12 protein-coding genes and 2 pseudogenes are annotated in these 21982 nt (G+C 51.1%); 9 read left to right on the plus strand and 5 right to left on the minus strand.

All coding sequences use genetic code 11. From position 1 onward, the window contains the following. Positions 1-353 precede the first annotated feature (353 nt). The 3 genes from CHL74_RS02875 to coaD all read right to left on the minus strand — a co-directional run bounded on the left by CHL74_RS02875 (position 354) and on the right by coaD (position 2845). Entirely contained in the window at positions 354-1643 is a 1290-nt protein-coding gene (locus CHL74_RS02875; RefSeq protein ID WP_094879618.1) for an ATP-binding protein, read from the minus strand. Positions 1644-1946: 303 nt separating this feature from the next. Further along, entirely contained in the window at positions 1947-2363 is a 417-nt protein-coding gene (gene ybeY / locus CHL74_RS02880) for an rRNA maturation RNase YbeY (protein ID WP_094879619.1), read from the minus strand. A 41-nt stretch (positions 2364-2404) separates the two neighbouring features. Then, positions 2405-2845, minus strand: coding sequence for a pantetheine-phosphate adenylyltransferase (gene coaD, locus CHL74_RS02885; protein ID WP_094879620.1), 441 nt, complete (start codon positions 2843-2845; stop codon positions 2405-2407). 96 nt (positions 2846-2941) lie between these two features. On the opposite strand from coaD, the gene CHL74_RS02890 reads away from it, so the two are divergent. From CHL74_RS02890 to CHL74_RS02920, 7 genes and pseudogenes are all read left to right on the plus strand, one after another. Beyond that, the gene (locus CHL74_RS02890) at positions 2942-4174 is read left to right on the plus strand and encodes a nucleoside recognition domain-containing protein (protein ID WP_094879621.1); all 1233 of its coding nucleotides are present in this window, start codon (positions 2942-2944) and stop codon (positions 4172-4174) included. Between the two features lie 21 nt (positions 4175-4195). Next, positions 4196-5686, plus strand: a complete 1491-nt coding sequence (locus CHL74_RS02895) for an oligosaccharide flippase family protein (protein WP_094879622.1) — start codon at positions 4196-4198, stop codon at positions 5684-5686. 77 nt (positions 5687-5763) lie between these two features. Next, positions 5764-7875, plus strand: coding sequence for a S46 family peptidase (locus CHL74_RS02900; protein ID WP_094879623.1), 2112 nt, complete (start codon positions 5764-5766; stop codon positions 7873-7875). Positions 7876-8191: 316 nt separating this feature from the next. Next, positions 8192-9960: pseudogene (locus tag CHL74_RS02905) on the plus strand (S8 family serine peptidase); the annotation flags it as partial. Between the two features lie 390 nt (positions 9961-10350). Beyond that, positions 10351-16005, plus strand: coding sequence for an Ig-like domain-containing protein (locus tag CHL74_RS02910; RefSeq protein WP_441339033.1), 5655 nt, complete (start codon positions 10351-10353; stop codon positions 16003-16005). A gap of 148 nt (positions 16006-16153) precedes the next feature. After that, positions 16154-16468, plus strand: coding sequence for a type II toxin-antitoxin system RelE/ParE family toxin (locus CHL74_RS02915; protein ID WP_094879626.1), 315 nt, complete (start codon positions 16154-16156; stop codon positions 16466-16468). Positions 16469-16475: 7 nt separating this feature from the next. Continuing rightward, a complete protein-coding gene (locus CHL74_RS02920; RefSeq protein WP_176452154.1) occupies positions 16476-16817 on the plus strand; it encodes a HigA family addiction module antitoxin in 342 nt (113 codons plus the stop codon). A 150-nt stretch (positions 16818-16967) separates the two neighbouring features. Here CHL74_RS02920 and buk read toward each other — a convergent pair whose 3' ends face one another. Together buk and CHL74_RS02930 are read right to left on the minus strand one after the other, a co-directional pair. Next, positions 16968-18029 carry a butyrate kinase gene (gene buk, locus CHL74_RS02925; RefSeq protein WP_094879628.1) on the minus strand — a complete coding sequence of 354 codons (1062 nt, stop codon included), beginning with the start codon at positions 18027-18029 and terminating at the stop codon, positions 16968-16970. A gap of 61 nt (positions 18030-18090) precedes the next feature. Next, positions 18091-19008 (minus strand): phosphate acyltransferase, encoded by a 918-nt coding sequence (locus CHL74_RS02930; RefSeq protein ID WP_094879629.1) that lies wholly within the window; start codon positions 19006-19008, stop codon positions 18091-18093. A gap of 266 nt (positions 19009-19274) precedes the next feature. Here CHL74_RS02930 and CHL74_RS02935 point away from each other — a divergent pair, with 266 nt between their 5' ends. Beyond that, positions 19275-20600, plus strand: a complete 1326-nt coding sequence (locus CHL74_RS02935; protein ID WP_094879630.1) for a class I SAM-dependent methyltransferase — start codon at positions 19275-19277, stop codon at positions 20598-20600. Positions 20601-20802: 202 nt separating this feature from the next. Beyond that, positions 20803-21956 (plus strand): annotated as a pseudogene (locus CHL74_RS02940) (N-acetyltransferase). Positions 21957-21982: the final 26 nt, after the last annotated feature.

Below are 21982 nucleotides of genomic sequence, written 5' to 3' on the forward strand. Positions count from 1 at the left end.
GTTTGCTGTTTTTACGGTGTTCTGCTGTGCAGACAGCATCAACGCTTAACGATAAAGCCTCTTTTACACTCTGATAGTGGCACTATCAGAGTGTAAAAGAGGCTTTATTGTATGACAACAGCGACTGTTTTGGGGTGTCAAAGAGGCTCTATTGCAGAAAAAAGTAGGACTTTGCTGGTCTGATTTCATAACGTTTTGCTCAGAAGAGCGCATAACACGCTGTGTATAAACGCATTGCTTACAAACGCTCAAAACTCAAGAATTTCGCTCCAAAGATTTTGTTGTGCGCCGGACTCATAGTATTGAGCATCAGAAATGCAAATATTGTATTCGGCAGAACCTCTCTGCTATGTCTAAAAATACACAGAAGCAGCATATAATGGAATATTAGTCAACCAATCTTGTTTCCTATAATCAGACATCGAAAAGCGCACACCATGCAGTTGTGGATGGTTGGTCACAAACGTTGAGAGAGACTTAGAACGCAGGTTCTCTTCTGCCTTCGCTTCGATTGGCACAATGTCGCATCCATGCTGAATTAAAAAGTCAATCTCCAGCTTAGCGTTATTGCTATAATAGAAAACAGAGGTATCATTAGTAGCAACCAATTGACTCATAAGATAATTCTCAGTAAATGCACCTTTCGACTCTTCCATACCATTATCAGCAACCAATAGTTTTTCGGCAGGAATTTCGCTCATGGCTCCAAGCAAACCACAATCAAGCAGAAAAAGCTTGAAACTACTGATATCCACATAAAATTTCAATGGCATTTTAGGCTCAGTCACCCTCTCTGCTTTATAAACCAATCCGGCATCCATTAGCCATTGTATAGCAGTTTCAAAATCTTTGGCTCTACCTCCCGGCTTAGCCACACCGTAAATAAACTTCTTGTTCTCTTTTACCAGTTGGGAAGGCATTGACTGCCAAACCATATTGATTCGATTGGCCTCTGAAGTAGGAACGTGCTTAGATATATCCTTCTGATATGTATAGAGAATATTCTTCTGTACCTCTCTTACCTTCAAAGAATCGTTAGTTTCTATAAAGGTTTTTACTGCTTCGGGCATACCTCCAACGAAATAATATTCTCGGAGCAGCTTGATGTATTCTGATCGAAGTAGTTTGATGGTATTCCAATCCTTGCTTTTCAGAATTTCAACCATTTGCTTCCTACCCTTTGCCAACATAAATTCATCAAATGTCATTGGGTATATATTGAGTATGTCAACTTTACCAACCGGGAAAGATTCTCCCTGATGCATGGTTATACCCAATAAAGAGCCTGCCACTGCAACATGATACTGTGGGGCTTTCTCACAGAAATACTTAAGAGCAGTCAGACCTCTTCTCAATTCTTGTATCTCATCAAGAATAATAAGGGTTTTGCCTGGTATGATATTTTGGCGTGTAATAGCACCTATGGCAAGAAGAATACGCTGCATATCATAGTCTTGCAGGAATAGGTCTTTTGCCATATCATTGTCGTCACAATTTATGTAAGCTACATTCTCAAATTCTTGTTTGCCAAATTCAGTTAACATAAACGTCTTGCCAACCTGACGAGCACCAGACAAAACAAGAGGTTTACGATTCTCCTTGTTTTTCCATCGTTTTAATTGAGTAATGACGTTTCTATACATAATTCATTGAAATTGAGTGGTTTCTGTTGCAAAGGTACACTTTTCCTGCCGAACTTTCAAGAAAAACAACATTTTTCCGACCGAACTTTTGAGACAAATGTACACTTTTCCGACCGAACTTTGTGTTTTTCTGAAAATCATATCAATTGATACGAAGGCTCATATCAATTAAGGTGAATGTGTTTGTCAATTGAAAAGAAAGCGCACACCAATTGGTGTGCAGAATCAAGACTAAAGAAATTGAGAGAAAAGGCAAACTGTAGGATTCCTCCTACGGTTAGCCATTTCTCCTACGAGCCATTGCTAATCTTTAATCATCGCCAGCGCCTTGTTCTCCGCTGCCTCCATAATCTCGCGTTCGCCCGGTCCCTTGTCGTTGATGCCGCAGAGATGCAGGATGCCGTGGATAATCACTCTTCTTAGTTCTTCGTCGTAAGTCTTGCCGAACTTCTCGGCGTTGGTGCGTACTGTATCGAGAGAGATGACGATGTCGCCACTTATTATTCCCGGTTCGTCGTAGTCGAAGGTGATGACGTCGGTGTAATAGTCGTGGCCGAGATACTCGTTGTTTACTTCCAGAATCTTCTCGTCGTCCACGAACATATATCCCACCTCACCCACTTTAAGGTTGTATGATGCGGCGACGGCGCGAATCCACGCTGTCGTCTCACGCTTCTTTATCTTTGGCATCTTCACGCCATCTACGTTGTATGTGATCATATCTGTTCGGTATTGTATGTTTTCTCTTATGTTTTTTGTTCTCAAGGCAGAAACTCCGTGCAGTCCCTGCCATAGCTGGTCAGCTCCCTTACCACGGTGGACGAGATGCTGTCCATGCCCGGTTCGGCATACAGCAGGACGGTCTCCACGCCGGTCAGACGGCGGTTGATGTCAGCCTGCTCGCGCTCAAACTCGAAGTCGCGCACGGAGCGCACTCCCTTCACGATGAACTTGGCGCCGTGTCGCTCGGCGAAGTCTACGGTCAGCCCCGTGTAAGCCTCCACCGTCACGCGGCTGTCGTCGGCATACAGACGGCTTATGGCAGCCACACGGTCCTCCGTGCTGGTCATATATCGCTTGCCGGCATTCACCCCGACACCTATCACAAGGCGGTCGAAGAGGGGCAGGGCACGCCTTACCACTGAGGCGTGACCGATGGTGAACGGGTCGAACGACCCAACGAATATTCCTGTTCTCTCCATATTGTTCGAATATATGCAAAAGTAATACTTTTATTTGAGTTATTACAAAATAATAGGTAAATTTGCATTCATTATAAATATCAAAACATCCAATTTATGGTTCTAAACTACATCTGGATAGCCTTCTTCCTCGTTGCTTTTGTCATCGCCTTGGTGCGACTGATATTCATGGGCGACACGGAGGTTTTTCCGGCTATAATGAACTCCACGTTCGACACGTCGAAGACGGCTTTCGAGATTTCGCTCGGTCTGACCGGTGTCCTCTCGTTGTGGCTCGGCATTATGAAGATAGGCGAGAAGGGTGGGGTGGTGAACGTCGTGGCGCGTGTGCTGTCGCCCGTTTTCACCCGTCTGTTCCCCGATATTCCCAAGGGTCATCCCGTTACGGGCAGCATCTTCATGAACGTAGCCGCCAACATGCTCGGACTGGACAATGCTGCCACGCCGCTCGGACTGAAGGCGATGGAGCAGCTGCAGGAGCTTAACCCCAAGAAAGACACCGCCACCAATCCGATGATCATGTTCCTCGTGCTCAACACATCGGGACTTACCCTCATACCGGTCTCCATAATGGTTTATCGTGCGCAGATGGGAGCAGCACAGCCCACGGACATCTTCGTGCCCATCCTGCTTGCCACCTTCTTCTCCACGTTGGCTGGCATCATCGTCACCTCGCTCTATCAGCGCATCAATCTCATCAACCGCACCATGCTCCTCACGCTCGGCGGAATGTGCGCAGTGGTGGCTGCCATCATCTGGGGCTTCTCGCAGATGGACAAGTCGCAGATGAACGTCGTGAGCACCAGCGTGGCTAACATCCTGCTGATGACCATCATCGTGGTGTTCATTCTTGCCGGAATGCGCCACCGCGTCAACGTATATGACGCTTTCATCGAAGGTGCGAAGGACGGATTCACCACCGCCGTGCGCATCATCCCCTACCTCGTAGCCATCCTTGTGGGCATCGGCGTGTTCCGTGCGTCGGGTGCCATGGACATGCTCATTGACGGCATCAAGTGGATTGTCGCCACGCTCGGCGGCAATACTGACTTCGTGGGTGCGCTGCCGACAGCTCTTATGAAGCCTCTCTCAGGAAGCGGTGCCCGCGGAATGATGGTGGACGCCATGACCACATACGGTGCCGACTCATTTGTGGGACGTCTCTCCTGCATTTTCCAAGGCTCCACCGACACCACCTTCTACATCCTCGCCGTCTACTTCGGCAGCGTAGGCGTTCGCTACACCCGTCACGCCGTGGCATGCGGTCTGCTGGCAGACCTTGCAGGAGTGGTGGCAGCCATCGCAATCTGCTATATGTTCTTCGGATAGACAATAAACAAAACAAAATATATGGCAAATCTCAAATCACTTGCTAAGGACACCGCCATTTACGGTCTTAGCAGCATTGCGGGTCGCTTCATCAACTACCTGCTTGTGCCCATTCAGACAACAGCCTTTGCCGCAGCGGGCGGACAGTACGGCGTCGTCACCAACATCTACGCCTATACGGCGCTCCTCCTTGTCGTCCTCACTTACGGCATGGAGACCACCTTCTTCCGCTATGTCAATAAGACGGAGGAGAACCCTCAGACTGTCTATTCCACGGTGCTCATGTCTGTCGGAGCCACAGCTGTGCTCTTCATAGCGCTGGTCTTCGCTTTCCTGCCCCAGATAGCCACGTTCATGAAATATCCTGACCATCAGTCATGGGTGGCGGTGATGTTTGTCTGCGTTGCCATTGACGCATTCAAGTGCATTCCCTTCGCTTATCTGCGTTATCAGAAGAAGGCGCTCAAGTTCGCTGTCCTGCAGCTTATCAACATCATCCTCAACATCGTCCTCAACCTGCTCTACCTCCTGGTATTGCCAGCTCTTCGCCTCAATCCCTTCGGACTCTACGACGAGCACTTCACCGTGGACGTGGGTATGGTGTTCTATATAAACCTCGTCTGCACCGCCGTGGTTCTTGCATGCTTCTGGAAGGAGCTGACCGGATTTCGCTGGCGCTTCGACGTTAAGTTGTGGCGCCGCATGCTCCGTTATGCCTGGCCGCTCCTCGTGCTTGGCATCGCCGGCATCCTTAACCAGACTCTCGATAAGATTATCTTCCCCTACCTCTATGAAGGAACGGACGAGAAGACACAGCTCGGCATCTATGGCGCTGCCACAAAGATAGCCATGATTATGGCTATGATTACGCAGGCGTTCCGCTATGCCTACGAGCCTTTCGTCTTCGGCAAGTCGAAAGACAAGGACAACCGCGAGACTTACGCCAAGGCCATGAAGTTCTTCATCATCTTCACTCTCCTTGCCTTCCTCGTGGTCATCGCTTACCTCGACGTGCTGCGCTACATCATCCCCAACGAGAGCTACTGGCCCGGTCTGCGTGTCGTGCCTATCGTCATGGCAGCCGAGATAATGATGGGCATCTACTTCAACCTCTCGTTCTGGTATAAGCTCATCGACAAGACCATCTACGGTGCATGGTTCTCCGCAGCCGGCTGCGTGGTGCTCGTCGCCGTCAACGTCATCTTCGTTCCGCGTTACAGCTACATGGCTTGCGCATGGGGCGGCGTGGCTGGCTACGGCACGGCAATGGTGCTGTCATATCTCGTAGGTCAGAAGAAGTATCCCATCGCTTATCCGCTCAAGTCGATAGGCGTGTACGTGGCTATAGCAGTCCTCTTCTATTTCTGCATGAACTACTCCAACGGTCACCTGCCCAAGCTCTTCGCCCTCGCCGTAAACACTATACTGGTGCTGGCGTTCGTGGCACACATCGTCTATCACGACCTGCCGCTGAAGAGTCTGCCCGTAGTGGGAAAGTATTTCAGAAAGTAGACGTATATACATTATCTATATAATATCGCGAAACATATAAATCAATAAATACCAACAACAAACCAAATCAAGATTACATGAAAAAGAAAAACCTCCTTATGGCTGCAGCCCTTATGCTCTCCTCGGCTGCCGCTCATGCCGACGAAGGCATGTGGACGCTCTACAACCTGCCGCAGGCGGTGTATGAGCAGATGAAGAGCTACGGCTTCTCGCCCTCTTACGACCAGCTCTACAAGAGCGATGACGCCATCAAGAATGCTGTCGTAAACTTCTCTGGCTTCTGCTCAGGCGTAGTGGTATCGCCCGACGGTCTGGTGTTCACCAACCACCACTGCGGCTTCGAGGCCATCCGTGCCAACTCAACAGTGGAGCACGACTACATGCTCAATGGTTTCTATGCCAAGTCGTTCGAGGAGGAACTCCCCAGCAAGAACATGTTTGTGAGCTTCATGGTGGACCAGCAGGACATCACTCCCGAACTGGAGAAGCGTGGCATCAACTCAATGGACCGCAAGGAGCGCGAGAAGCTTCTCAACGACGTGGAGAACGAGATGATTAAGGCTGTACACGCAAAGGACCCGAGTCTTGAACTCGAAATCAAGCCCTTCTATGAGGGCAATAAGTATTACGCCACCACATACCGCGTATTCCGCGACCTCCGTCTTGTCTTCACCGTACCTAAGTCGATGGGTAAGTTTGGCGGCGAGACCGACAACTGGATGTGGCCGCGCCAGACCTGCGACTACTCTGTATTCCGTATCTACGCCGACCCCAACACCAACGGTCCGGCTGCATACAACAAGCAGAACGTGCCCTACCACCCGAAGCATTGGGCTCAGGTGTCGATGGACGGATATAAGGAAGGCGACTTCGCTATGACCATCGGTTATCCTGGCAGCACGGAGCGCTATCTCTCAAGCTACGGCATCCGCGAGATGCGTGACGCCGAGAACGCTCCCCGCGCTCAGATACGCGGCGTGAAGCAGGAGGTGATGATCAAGCACATGCGTGCCGACGAGGGTGTACGTATCAAGTATGACTCGAAGTACGCTCAGAGCTCCAACTACTGGAAGAACTCACTGGGTATGAACAAGTGTATCGATTCTGTGGGCATCGTTCGCCAGAAGGCTGACTTCGAGGACCGCATCGAGGAATTCCAGAAGTGGACCGGCTACCTCAAGGGCAAGCTCGACTTCCAGAAGATGAAAGAGCTTTACGCCACACGCTTCGACGCTGACAAGCTCGCTACAGTATGGCGCGAGACATTCGCAAGAACCAGCGAGTTTAATACACGTGCGCTTACGCTCATCGGCATGATGCCGAAGGACAGCAAGAAGAAGACCTACTACACCTTCACAGACAACAGCGACGAGTGGGATGAGGCTCTCGACAAGGACGTAATGGCAGCGCTGATTGACAACTATCGTCAGTATGTAAAGAAGGAAGAACTGCCTGAGTTCTATAAGACCATTGAGGGAAAGTTCGCAGGTGACAGCCGCAAGTACGTTGACTATCTCTACAAGAACTCCGTTATCATGAAGTCCGGCAAGAAGATTACGCTGACAGAGAAGGCTCTCGCCAAGGACCCCGGCTATCAGTATGCCAAGGCTGTGAAGGCTGTGTACGACAAGTGCTACGGCGTTATGAGCAGCGTTTATGACGCCATCGAGGAGCAGGAGAAGTATCTTTGCGACGCCAAGGTGCGCTACGAGCAGGAGCTTCCCCACTACTCTGACGCCAACTTCACAATGCGTCTTTCTTACGGTCAGGTGGGCGGCTATCTGCTCAACGGCGAGCCTTCAGGCTATTACACCGACGCTGCATCCATCGTTCGCAAGATGGAGTCAGGCGAGAAGGGCACCATCGACTACCAGGCTGAGCCTATCATGAAGAAGCTTCTCTCTGCCAACGACTTCGGCAAGTACGCCGACAAGACCACTGGCAAGATGCAGCTCTGCTTCCTCACCAACAACGATATCACCGGCGGCAACTCAGGTTCGCCTATGTTCGACGGCAAGGGACGCCTCATCGGTCTGGCTTTCGACGGCAACTGGGATTCGCTCTCAAGCGACATCTGGTTTGACAAGCGTCTGGCACGCTGCATCGGCGTGGACGTCCGCTACATGATTTACCTCATGGACAAGTGGGGCAATGCAGACCGCCTCATCAAGGAGTTGGGCCTTAAGTAAGCATACAGCCTATATATAATAAAGGTGTATCAGAACGTGTGACGGCGTTTTGATACACCTTTTTTAATATATTTATTTGTCACTACTTATATCTTAATATTTTATAGTTTGTAAGATATTTTAGTGTATTTATAGAAATTCGTAGTATTTTTTCTTGTTCTTTAATATAATTTATTACCTTTGCTTATCTCAATCTTTGTTTTCTAATAGCACTGAAGAATAACATTATTATCTAATAACATTAAAGTATAACACTATGCAGAAAAAACTGACCACTCTTTGTCTTGCACTTCTGACGATGTCGGGCGGCGAGGCGATGGCGCAGCCGCTTGCTAAAGGCAAGACGGAGTTTGCGGAGGGCGTGGTGCGCGTCAAGCTCCAGAGGGAGGTGGCGTCACTCGTGGAAGCCGCAAAGCTCCCTACCGACGGTAAGCTCAAGGCAGGTGCACGCTATGTAAAGACGGGTGTCAAGCAGCTCGACGTCACGGCGTCGAAGCTTGGTGCAGTGAGCATGAAGCGCGTCTTCCCATATGCGGGTAAAGACGAGGAAAAACACAAGGCGTTCGGCCTCGACCTCTGGTATGACATCACCTACAACAATGAGGCGATGACACCGGCGCAAGCTCGTAACCTTTATCGTTCGACGCTCGGCGTACAGTATGCACAGCGCATACCGGTCTACAGCATTCCTGATGACCAGAACTACCTGCCGGTGTCGCCATCGACCATTGCGAGGGCGCAGAGAGCGGCATCCACAATGCCGTTTAACGACCCGTTGCTGCCCGACCAGTGGCATTATTACAACGACGGACACATCTACGGAACGAAGGCTGGTGCCGACATCAACCTTTTCCCGGCATGGGAATCGGGCGTGACCGGATCGAAGGACGTCATCGTCGCCATTATCGACGGTGGCTTCCAGATTGACCATCCCGACCTAAAGGACAATCTATGGATAAACGAGGCTGAGCTTAACGGCAAGCCAGGCGTGGACGATGACGGCGACGGATTCGTGGACGACATCTATGGATATAACTTCGTAATCAATTCTGCCAATATCAACGCTCATACCCACGGCACGCACGTGGCAGGTACGGTGGGCGCCACGAACAACAACGGCATCGGTGTCGGTGGTGTGGCTGGTGGCTCGGACGGTACCGGCGGTGTGAAGATGATGGTTTGTCAGGTGTTCGACTCACGTGCAAGCAGTTCGGCAGTGGCTGACTTCGGCGCTGCCCTTGTATATGCTGCCGACCGTGGCGCCAGCATAGCCCAGTGCTCTTGGGGTATGGGTATGGCTGGCGACGAGGACGTGGCTGTTTCTGAGGCTGTGCGTTACTTCACCGCCAACGGTGGCGGCGAGAAGATGAACGGCGGTCTTTGTATATTTGCAGCCGGTAACAACGGCGAGGAAGGCGACTTCTATCCCGGTTGCCTCGACGAAGCTGTGGCAGTAGGCGCGTTGCTTCCGACGGAAGCGTGGCTTATTATTCCAACCGTGGCGCATGGGTGGACGTGACTGCCCCCGGAGGTCTTATGGACAGCGGACAGCAGTATGGCGTGCTCTCCACTCTTCCGGGCAGCACATACGGATATAACGAGGGAACGTCAATGGCATGTCCGCACGTTTCGGGTATTGCCGCGCTCATCCTCTCGAAGTATGGCAACAAGCAGTTCTCCAATGAGACGCTGCGCACGCTCCTTACCACATCCGTGAACGATATGTATACGCAGAACCCCGACTACGTAGGACTGATGGGTTCAGGATATATCGATGCTTATAAGGCATTGCAGGGCAAGGAAGGCAGCACGCCTGACGCTGTGGCTGACTTCACCGTAACGCCGTCGCATGACAATGCCCTCATCGAGTGGACCATCCCCGAGAGCGAGGAGAAGAGCATCGACCACCATGTTATATATTATAGCACGGAGGAGTTCAGCGCTTCGGACAACCTCAACTCGCTTCCTTCAGTGTCGGTGGATACCAAGTTTAAGTATTCCGGCGACAAGATGGCTTACGAGCTTAACGGTCTGAAAGCCACCACTAAGTATTACTTTGCCATCGTTGCCTACAACCGTTGGGGTAAGGCTTCGGCAGTGTCGCCGATTAAGTCGGCTACGACAAACGCCGGACCTAAGGTGGAGCTTGACAAGACTTCGCTCTCAATGGCAGTGGACGCCAGCAAGTCATTGGTTGGCGAGACAAGCTTCAACGTGAAGAACGCCGGCGAGGGTGTGCTCAAGTACGAGCTTGAGGCAGCCACAAAGCGCGTCTCCATCTCTACGAGCGCACGCAACGAGAAGCCGCAGCCGGGTCAGATGGTGAAATTCTCAGGCACAGTAAGCCCGATGCTTGCAAAGGCCAACACCATTGCTTCGTCTGACTATTACGCAGCAGACTGGCCTGACACGCTTACTTATTCGAAGGTGCTTTACAGCTACATAGGCGAGTCGGACCTCAAGCTTCCGAACGCCATGGCACAGTATTTCTATGTGGATAAGCGTAAGTATCCTAACGGATTCAACCTTACCGGTCTGCGATTCCAGGGACATAACGGAACAAATCCGGAGATAGCCATCTACGACGGAGCACGCTCCATCTCTACGGCAAGCCTTATCCAGACCGTTCCCTACGACTTCTGGGCTTACAACTGGAAACTGAACCTTCAGGAGCAGATCTACTTTGCACCTGGCTCGAGCTTCTGGGTGGTTGCCAAGTTCCCGGCAGGAGCAAAGAATCCGCTCGGTGCAGGCAAGTCTGACCAGAAGGACATAGCACAGTACAGCTTCTACAGCTCTGACAACGGCAACACATGGACACAGCTCAGCGAGGTGCTCAAGGGCTCAAGCTTTGAGGCAGTGTCTGACCAGCTTACTTGGGCTGTGCAGTGTATCAGCCAGAACCCCGACTGGAGCGCAGTGCTCTCGCCGGAGCCTATCAGCGGTGAAGTTCGTCCGGGCGAGAGCCAGACGGTAACAATGCGTAACGACGGACAGAAGCTTGTCAACGGTACGTATAACTTCAACCTCCATCTGAAGACCAATGAGGCAACTGACTCGAAGAGCCAGGTGGCACTCACGATGACCGTAAAGGGCAACAAGCCTGAGCTTCACAGCCAGCAGCTTGTCGACTTCGGTAGCCTCCTCGTAGGTCAGGAGAAGACCATCAGAGTGGAACTCACCAACAGCGGATACGGCGTATTCGGCGGTAAGTGGGGATACATTCAGGCTTCATCGGGCGACGTCACATCGTCTTCAGACCAGTTTGACGTTAGCAAGGGTATGATGAACGTTGCGGCACGTGCCTCAGGTCTGCTGCCCGTGACATTCAAGCCTACTAAGGAAGGCAACGTATCAAGCACCATTACACTCAAGGACAAGAGCGGACAGACTTATTCGTTCATAGTTCGCGGTGTGGCTTCGATGCCTGCCAAGATGGAGATAGCGAAAAATGAGTATGATCTCGGCAATCTCAAGGTAGGCGGAAGCGAGAAGACAGCTGTGGTGACCATCAAGAACACCGGCAACTATCCTCTCCAGTATGTCTTCCCGAAGTATTCTTCAAAGAAGATAGACGGAAGCACGAACCGCGTACACAAGTTCGGCTACACCATCAAGTCGAACGTGGCTGGCGACAACTCGTTCCGCTACGAGCCGGTACCGGAGCTTTCTGATCCTATGGACCTCACATCACAGTTCACCACCAACAACTGGCAGTCGTCGGCAGTGAAGCTCGGCTTCAAGTTCCCGTTTTACGGCAAGGAGTATGAGGAGGTTTACGTATCTTCATACGGTGGTTTGTCAATGTTGCCTATGGAGGGCCGCATCTCTTGTATGGTGCCCACCGGCGACTGTGTTGACGGACTCGGCTACGTATCTGCCTATACCAACTCAGGCTGGATGGATATGGGAGCCAACTCCAAGGTTACTTGCGGACGTAAGGACGGCAAGTTCTACGTCATCTTCAAGGATGTGGTTACGCCTGCCACCAACGGTGCTGGCGAGGTTACCACACTGAGCTTCCACATGGCTCTCTGCCCGGACGGAAGTGTGGAGGTTTATTATGACGACTATACACCGGCTGGCGTGTTCGGTAGCGGTGGCAACAACTTCGTCGGTGTCAGCGATATCGCTGCAAAGGACGCATGCGTATTCACCGACGCTGCTATGGTACACAGCCAGAATTCAGGCGTAGACGCTCCTTACTACGACATCAAGACGGGTAGCGCCATCAAGATTGTGGCTCCTTCCAAGTCGATGATCAAGAGTCTGTCAAGCACGGACGGATATATCGGTAACGGAGAAAGCCAGGACATCACCGTAACACTCGCTGCCGGTGACGACCTCTATGCAGGCGAACTGACCAACTATCTCACCGTCGTAACCAACGACCCGTTGACCCCGAGCGCCAATATCGCTCTCAAGGCCAACATTACCGGCCTTAACCTTAAGGCTGAGGCAGCTGTGGACGCAACGGAAGTGGACTTCGGTAAGGTATTCCGCACTTCGCAGCAGAAGCGCACTGTGGTTCTTTCTAACAACGGTAAGAATGTCCTCAAGGTAAGAAAGGTGGCTGTCAAGTCTGGCAAGTTCACTGTTGCTGACGACATCAAGTCAGGATTTAATGTTCCCGCAGGTCAGAGCAAGGACATCGCCGTGACGCTGCCCACAGAGAATAAGGGTAACGTGAGTGACGTGCTCGTCATCAGCTACTGGGACGGCAAGACCACAAGCGTGAACCTTAAGGGTGAGGTTATCGGTGCTCCGGTATGGAACATCACTCCCGAGACCGTCGAAAGTACCACTCCGTACGGCGTTAACGTAACACGTGACGACATCGCCATTGCCAACAACGGCGACGAAACACTTACCTTCGCACCGCAGCCCGAGACATGGTATCGCCCGATGGACCTCATCGAGGAAGAGGGCAAGTCAAGTGTGGACTATATCTTCCGCGCCAAGAGCGACGGCTTTGACGTACCGTTCGAGTGGATTGACATCGTGGACGACTACACCGAACACATGCCTTACTCGTACTACATCGACAAGACAGACTTCAAGAAGGTGGAGCTTCCGTTCGAGTTCCCGTTCTATGGCAAGAAGTATAAGGAGATGTATATCTACAATACAGGCTTTGTATCGTTCGATGCTCCCGTGGAAGACTACAAGCAGTTCCCCGAACCGCCGGCAAGTCTGCCTACCACAGAGACCTTCTACAGCAATATCATCTGTCCGTTCTGGGGCAACCACTCTATGAATACTCCTTCGTCAGACGGCGTTTACTATAAGGCCAATGACGACAACTGCGTGGTAACATTCAAGAACTATGGCAACACGATGATGTCAGGAATGAACTTCCAGCTCATCATGCGCAAGGACGGAACATTCAAGTTCCAGTATCTCGTTTCGCCTGAGGGATTCCAGCTCGGTGTCTTCGGACTCTGCGGCATCATGGACCACTCAGAGACTCGTGGTATCAATCCTTCAGACATGTATATCAACTCCGGCAATGCCGTAGAGTTTATGCCTTACAAGAACTATTCTGTAGCTCCTGGTGAGAGCGTCAATATGCCCGTAACGCTGTTGGCAGACCAGCTTGCCGACACATACGAATATGCGCTCAACATCAAGACCAACGACCCGCAGAACGAGAATGTCAGCGTGCCCGTCACGATGGACATCACCGGTGAGGCTGACGCCGAATTCCCGGAAACTCTCGTCATAGAGCAGCCCGTTGACGCTGCTGCAATGTCGCAGCCTTACTACGAGTTCTCTGTCGTTAACAAGGGAACACGCGCATTCTCTGTCACTGACGTTAATTCAGACATGTTCATGGCAGACGAGTCTGACCCGTATGCAATGCCTGAGGCTAAGCTTGAGGTATACATTCCTAATGAGAATGGTGGCGGTGCCGATCCCGGTCCGCTCGCTGCAAGCGACGTCCAGAAGGTATGGATGCCGTACGATTCAGGCATGATGGAACCGCTCGTAGTGGGTAAGGAACCGCTGAAGTTCCGCATCGGACTCTATAATGTATCTAAGGTACACCAGAAGGACTATACGATGACCTTCAACGTGGAGGGACTCGACGTCGACACGAAGACCACAAACGTGAAGCTGAACATCACAGAGGCACCGGTTCTCGCATTCGACAAGAACGAGATTCGCATCTTTAACGTATCTGACGATTATGTCGGCGAGGTTTCTGCCAACATGAAGAACAACGGTGGATACAAACTTACGTACGACCTTCAGCTCAGTCCTTCTGGACGCGACGCTGTTGTGGAATACAACGACTACGACGAAGAACTGCCGTTCTCGGCATACAACGTCATTGCCAAGCCGTCTCTCGCAGAGGTGAAGACCTATCTGGAGAACGGATGCCAGCCTATCAATGGCAAGAAGGCAAGAAAGGCGATGGGTATGAACAAGGTGGTGAAGGACGACCAGAAGTTCTTCTATGATGTCCCGACCGACTTCGAGTATCCCGTACTCTATCATCCGGTTCTCAATCCGGTTACCAGCGCCATCGCTGCCCTTATGGGTAGTGGCGACAAGGCACTCGACGAGAACTTCTATGCTGCTACACGTTATGAGGCACCGGCTGAAGGCTTCAACGTCACCGACCTCTACTTTGTCGGCACTGTCGGCACATTGGAGAACGTGGACATCGAGGCAAGCATCATCCTCGGCAATGACGTTACGGCAACGGAGCGCACCGTAGGACACGGCAAGCTGCATGTCGACTCGGAAGAACCGGGCGAGATGGGTTATCAGGGTAAGCCTTACATGCTCACCTTCGACAAGCCGGTATACATCAATCCTACCGATACCTTCTATGTAGTGATGAAGTATCCTGCCGGATATAAGTCATCTGCTCTCATGGCTTCTAAGGACGGCGACATGGAACCTGGACGTTACATGGCTCATCTTAAGGCTCTCGGCGGATGGGTGGACATCGAGGAAATCTATGACGGCGCGCAGTCAACTGGTGCTTTCGGCTACTTCATGACCTGCGTTCAGCGCACAGAGGGCGAGCCGTGGATTAAGTTGCTCAACGAGAATACCGCCGGTGAGGTGAAGGCTAAGGGAACGCTGCCGCTGAAGTTCAGCGTCAACGCCAAGAGTGCTTACTTCACACGCAACAACAAGGCCACTCTCGTAATTCGCACCAACGATCCTGCCAACAAGACGTACAACTATCACATCTTCATGGACAAGAACGGTGCACCGGTTGTTGAGGCTACTGAGGCTGTCGTAGCAGCCAAGCAGGGCATCACCACTAACGTACCAGTAACTGTAAACGACCTTGACGGCGACGCCTTCACAGTAAGCGTGAACGACCAGAGCGGTTTCGCTACAGTGGCTGAATACTGCAACGAGAACGGCACTCAGGAGGGTATCACTCTTACTGACGGAACGCTCAACGTTGCTGCAGGCAAGACTCTGAAGATGACTGTTGGCCTCAATCCTGAGTATGGCAAGGAGAATGTCGGACCGCACAAGTTCGAGATTAACGCCACTGACGCGAACGGCAACGCCGGCACCAAAACTGTCGACTACTCCGTTGTCTTCACCAACCGTGCTCCTGAGTTTATCGGTGAGAAGGAAATGACAGTCGGCAAGGGCACTGTTTCGCAGGTTGTATATTACAACACGCTCTTCAACGATCCTGACGGTGACGAGATGACGTATAAGGTGACAACTGCTGACGAGTCGATCGCTCAGGTTTATGGCTCTGCCAACGGCTTCGTAGTAAGTGGAAACCGCCTCGGTTACACCAAGCTTAACATCGTTGCCACCGACTCTGAGAATGTTTCTACAGAGCAGACCATCTCGCTTGCAGTGGTTCCTGCCTCTGGCATCGATGCCATCTCACTTGGCGACGGAATGATTGCAGCCGTTGCTGATGGCGACGTCGTTTACGTCAAGTTGGGCATGGACGCAACCGAAGCCAAGATCACCATCCTTACCAACGGCGGTATGCTCGTAGGTGAGGCAGATGCTTCTAACGTCAAGGCTGGTTCAGTAACCACAGTGAAGCTCGCTTCCGCAGCCGCACCTGGTGTCTACATCGCTTCTGTCGTAGCCGACGGCAAGCAGTACGACGTCAAGTTCGTGGTGAAATAAGCAATAGCAGATAAATAAAAACTCCTCCCTCCCCGTCTTTCTCAATTAGGAAAGACAGAGAGGGAGGAGTTTTTTGTATATATTCTTCACTAAATTTGTGAAGAATAATTATTTTATTTATCTTTGCAATCATATAAAAACTAACTCAATGGAAATAAATTTCAAAGAAATATACTTACGTGATCTTTACGAGAAAGGCAAGGCAGATAAGAAACATCGCTTTCAACCTCAGATAATAAAAAGATATATAAGAGTTATTGATCTTATGGTTAACGAGGACAATGTTCTTGGTCTCACTAAGTATAACTCTTTGAATTATGAGCATTTGTCGGGTAATAAGGAAGGACTCTCTTCTGTGAGAGTAAATGATCAATATCGGATTGAGTTTGAAGAAGAAATAGAAGATGGCAAGACCATTGCCACAATATGTAATATAACAGAGTTGTCAAATCATTATAAATAATATAATTATGAGCACAGCAAATATTTCGCCTGATATGGTGGCTAACAATATCACTCCTGCTATCCCAACGCACCCAGGAGCAATACTCAAGGACGAAATTGAGTATCGTGGTATTTCTCAGTGTCAGTTAGCTAAAGACATGGGTATAGCCTATTCTGCGCTTAATGAAATTCTCAATGAACGTCGACCGCTTACAGAGAAAACAGCATTATTGTTTGAGGCTGCGCTTGGAGTAAATGCTGAGCCTTTATTGAAAATGCAGATGTGGTATAATATCCAGAAGGTACGTAAGGATGGTGCATTTATGGAGAAACTTGCTAATGTACGGCGAATCGCTGCTGTACTGTAATAACGAATTAGGAGTTGTTCTGAATTAGGTCATGCCTAATCCTGAACAACTCCTATTGTTTTATTCCTGAATCAGAAGTTTATTTCAGAGGTTGTAATTTCCAATTGTAAATTCCCAACTCCTAATTCCTAACTCCTAACTCCTAATTCCTTACACGTACTCCTGGATGGGCAGTTCTCCGTTGAGAGCGCCGAGAGCGTTGAATGCGAGCGAGCGCATTTCGCCTTCGCCGGGGAGCACCACGACGGGAGCGAGGAACTCCACCTGCTTCTTGATTTCCTCCACGCAGTACTTGCTGTGTGCAATACCACCCGTGAGGATGATGGCGTCTGCCTTGCCCCAGAGAGCCACAGCCATTGCGCCAATCTGCTTTGATACGGTATAGAGCATTGCCTCCAGCACTTCAGCGAACGGTTGCTCGCCAGCCAGAGCGTGACGCTCTATCTCTCTCATGTCCTTCATGCCGAGGAGAGCCTGACAACCGGCGTTGCCTGAGAGCATCTTCATCACCTCGTGCTGTGTGTACTTGCCAGAGAAGCAAAGACGAACGAGCTGGTCTGCGGGCAGTGTGCCAGAGCGCTCGGGAGCTATCGGACCCTCACCGTTCAAGGCGTTGTTTACGTCGATAACCTTACCGTTATGATGAGCTGATACGCAGATGCCGCCACCGAGGTGAGCCACCACAAGGTTGAGCTCCTCGTAACGCTTGCCAATGGAGCGGGCGTAACGGCGTGAGGCAGCCTTAGCGTTAAGAGCGTGGAAGATTGACTCGCGCTTCATGAATGGCAGACCAGTATAGCGTGCACGTGTCATCATCTCGTCCACCACCACGGGGTCAGCCATGAAAGCAGGACAGTGGCACTCGTGTGCTATCTCGTCAGCAATGAGCGAACCGAGGTTGCATACGTGCTGGTGCTTGGCGTTCCAGAGGTCCTTCTTCATCAGCTCGTTGATGGCATAAACGCCACCCTGAAGCGGCTTCAGCAGACCGCCACGACCGATGACAGCGTCAAACTTCAAGGGAATGCCAGCCTCCTTAAGAAGGTTGAGCACGAAGTCCTTGCGATATTCATACTGCTCGTTGATGGTAGAGAACTTATCTATTTCTGCTGGGTCATGTAAGCCGTCGGAGGTCCAAACGGGATTTTCGTCCTCGTATACTGCCACCTTTGTGGATGTACAGCCAGGATTGATGACAAATATTCTTTTCATTGTTGATTATGTTTTTCTTTTATTGTTTGGGGTTATTCAAAGGGGTTTGCTGTGTGAGGATTTATCTCAAAGCCTTCAGACAAGCGGCAGCCAGACTGTAGAACTTCGAGTCAGCCGAGTCGGCACGTGACGTAACCACTACCGGAACAGTCGTACCAGCCAACATACCGGCGATTGTGGCGCCACCGAAGAGTGTGAGTGTCTTATAGAAGGTGTTGCCTGCCTCGATGTCAGGCATAACGAGGATGTCGGCATTGCCTACAACCGGCGAGCTGATGCCTTTCAGAGCACCACTCTCTGCGTCGCAAGCAGTCTTTACGTCCATCGGTCCTGCAATCTCCACCTCGCCGTACTTCTTGTTGGCGGCGTCAGCCTTGATCTGCTCATAGCTGAGTGTGAGCGGGAACTTCTCGCTTACCTTCTCCGTGCAGTGTGTGAGGGCAACGCGTGGAACAGCCTTGCCGGTGATGCTACGGAATGTGTCGGTGATGTATCCCACGATGGCGTCAAACTGCTCGTATGTGGGGTAGGGGATAACTGCTGCGTCAGAGAAGAAGAGGAGGTGCGGAATCTGCGGAGTCTCTGCGATGGCGATGTGTGTCAGCACACTGCCCTTGATGAGGATGCCACGCTCCTTGTTGAGCACTGCACGCAGGAGGTTGTCGGTGTTAATGGTACCTTTCATCAATACCTGGGCACGTCCCTCGTGTACTTCCCACACAGCTTTACGGGCAGCGTCGTCATCGTCTTCAGCGTCAATGATTACCACGTGTTCGGGATAATCGGCGAGAAGGCGCTTAGCCACTGCCTCTTTACCTGCCACAGCGACAAGGATAAAGTCGGCGATTTCTTCACGGATGCTACGCTCCACCACTTCTTCAGTGTGTGAGTCAGCAGGACATGCTACAGCTACTGTAACGCGTTTTCCAAGCGAACGCAGACGCTCGGGCAAGGATTTTAAGTTAAAGATAGGTTCCATATTTTTTGTTTAAGTGTATAAGAGTCTTGTCATGGAAATTGCGCAAATGACCGTTCATTGTGCAATCTTTGGCAAAGGTAGCAAAGGAACCGTAATTGGCAAAAAAAATAGCAGGATTTTTCTTTGTATTTTTATTTATATATGTATTTTGCAATCTCAATCTTACATATCGAACACAAAATACATCATTTATATCTCTCAGACATATTAAAAAGTAGTAACTTTGCACCCGCAAAACAATTATCAATCAACGAATAACATCTTTCATGACAACAGCCGAATTTATCGTTGCCCATCACACCGACGATCCTCGCCAGCTTGCTCTTCAGGCATCGCGCTTCCCGGACGTAGACATGCCCTATGCCCTCTCGCAGATACAGGGATGGCAGGCGGCAAGACGCAAGTTGCCGTCCTTCGCTGCCAACCAAGACATCGTCTATCCGCCACACCTCTCCATGGAGCAATGCTCTTCGGAGGCTACGGCGCTGTATAAGGCTGAGGCTGTTCATCGGCTTTTAGATTCGTTTAAGGGCGAGGAAGATGCTTCGGACAAAGGCTACGGGGATTCCATGACGGACCTTACGGGCGGTTTCGGCGTTGATTTCTATTTCGTTTCGCGCCACTTCCGCCGTGCGCAATACACTGAGCGCAACGCCGAACTGTGCCAAGTCGTTGAGCATAACCTCAAGGTGCTCGGTGCCGACAACGCCACAGTGGTGTGCGGCGATGCCGTGGAGCAGCTACGTACCATCGACCCTCAGACCCTTATATTCATCGACCCTGCACGCCGTGATGCCCACGGAGCACGAACCTTTGCCATTTCTGACTGCACGCCGGACGTGATGGAACTGCTTCCTGACCTCCGTCGCAAGGCACGCTTCGTGATGATAAAGCTTTCGCCTATGCTCGACTGGCACAAAGCCGTCTCTGACCTCCATCCTCTTGTCACCGACGTAGACATAGTGTCTGTGGACGGAGAGTGCAAGGAACTGCTGCTTACCCTCGACATGAAGCGCGGAGATGCGCATAAGGCCGACAATACGCAAGCTGCCAAGCACGATTACGTAGTCGTAAGATGCGCCGACCTCCCCTCGTCATCCTTCTCCTTCCGCTATACATCAGACGGTGGTTATGCGATAGACATACAGCAGCCTACTGATGCAGCGTCGCAGCAAGACCATTTCATGTCGCAGAGCGCAGCGTTGTCGCCCCTTCTCAGCGCCGACCACACCCCTTCTTACCTCTATGAGCCTAACGCTTCGGTCATGAAAGCGGGATGTTTCCGAGAGTTGGAGCTTACGTTCGGTGCCCGCCAGATAAGCGACAACAGCCACCTCTTCACCTCCGAGCAGCTCATCCAGGGCTTCCCCGGCAGACGGTTTGCCGTAGACACCGTCACGTCCTTCAACAAACGACAGCTGAAAGAGGCGCTGCGCAATGTCACAAATGCCAACATCACCGTGCGAAATTTCCCCATGACCGTGGCTGTATTGCGCAAGAAGCTGAAGCTGAAAGACGGCGGCAACACCTACATCTTCGCCACCACCACAGACGGCGGCGAGCATGTGCTTCTCATAACGCATAAGGAGTGACATAAAGCAGAGAAAAACGGGCTTAACAGTCTAAAACAGCCTGAATAACAACAAATCTAAGACAAAGGTTCGTCAGTTTGCTCATTTTTCAGTATATTTGCAAATTAAGACATTTCATAAGACTTTATAAAAGAAAGTGATACGGCTCCGAAACGCCCCAAGCATGCCGGAGCGATATATCAACAAAAAAGAAGAAAACAGCATGTCAGCAATAGAAATCAAGAAAGTGGAGTCGCGACGCGACTTGAGAACGTTCATCGAGTTCCATTACGACCTCTATGAAGGCAATCCCTATGATGCGCCTAACCTCTACACTGACGAGGTGAACACGCTCCGCAAGGACAAGAACGCAGCATTCGACTTCTGCGAGGCAGAATACTTCATCGCCTACCGTGACGGCAAGGTGGTAGGCCGTGTGGCTGCCATCATCAACAACAGCGCCAACGAGAAGTGGCAGATAAAGGCTGTCCGCTTCGGATGGATTGACTTCGTGGACGACATTGAGGTATCCACGGCTCTGCTCAAGGCGGTGGAAGACTACGGACGTTCCAAGGGAATGACCGAGATTGTAGGCCCGCTCGGATTCACCGACATGGACCCTGAGGGAATGCTTATCAAGGGATTTGAGGAGCTTGGCACACAGGCCACAGCCTACAACTACGCCTATTACCCTGAGCACATGGAGCGCATGGGCGGCTGGGTGAAAGACAACGACTACGTGGAGTATAAGCTCTACGTGCCCGAGAAGATGCCGGAGAAGTACGCCAAGGTGGCGGAGATGATTCAGAAGCGATATAATCTCCACATCAAGAAACTCAAAAAGGACGAGATTTTCGGCGAAAACGGATACGGACAGCGCATCTTCGACGTCATCAACGCCACGTTCAAGGACCTTTATGGATATTCTACGCTTACACAGCGCCAGATCGACCAGTACGTCAAGATGTATCTGCCGATGATTGACCTCAGTCTCGTTTCGCTCATCGAGGACTGGAACACGCCCGACCATAAGCTCATCGGTGTGGGCATCACGCTGCCGTCGCTGACCAGAGCGCTCCAGAAGTGCCGCCGCGGCGCCTCTTCCCCTTCGGATGGATTCACATCCTCCGTGCCTTGAAGCAGCACAAGACCAAGGTTGTGGACCTGCTTCTCGTCGGCGTTCTGCCCGAATATCGCTCAAAGGGCGCCAACGCTCTCCTCTTTTACGACCTCATCCCAAGATATCAGAAGTATGGCTTCGAGTGGGGCGAGACGCATGTCGAGATGGAGACAAACGAGAAGGTGCAGGGACAGTGGCAGTATCTCGAGCGTGAGTGCCACAAGAGAAGACGCTGCTATAAGAAACCCATCCAGTAAGAACATCAACATCCCGACAACTAACA

The organism is Prevotella sp. 885, assembly GCF_002265625.1.
Classification (GTDB): Bacteria; Bacteroidota; Bacteroidia; order Bacteroidales; family Bacteroidaceae; genus Prevotella.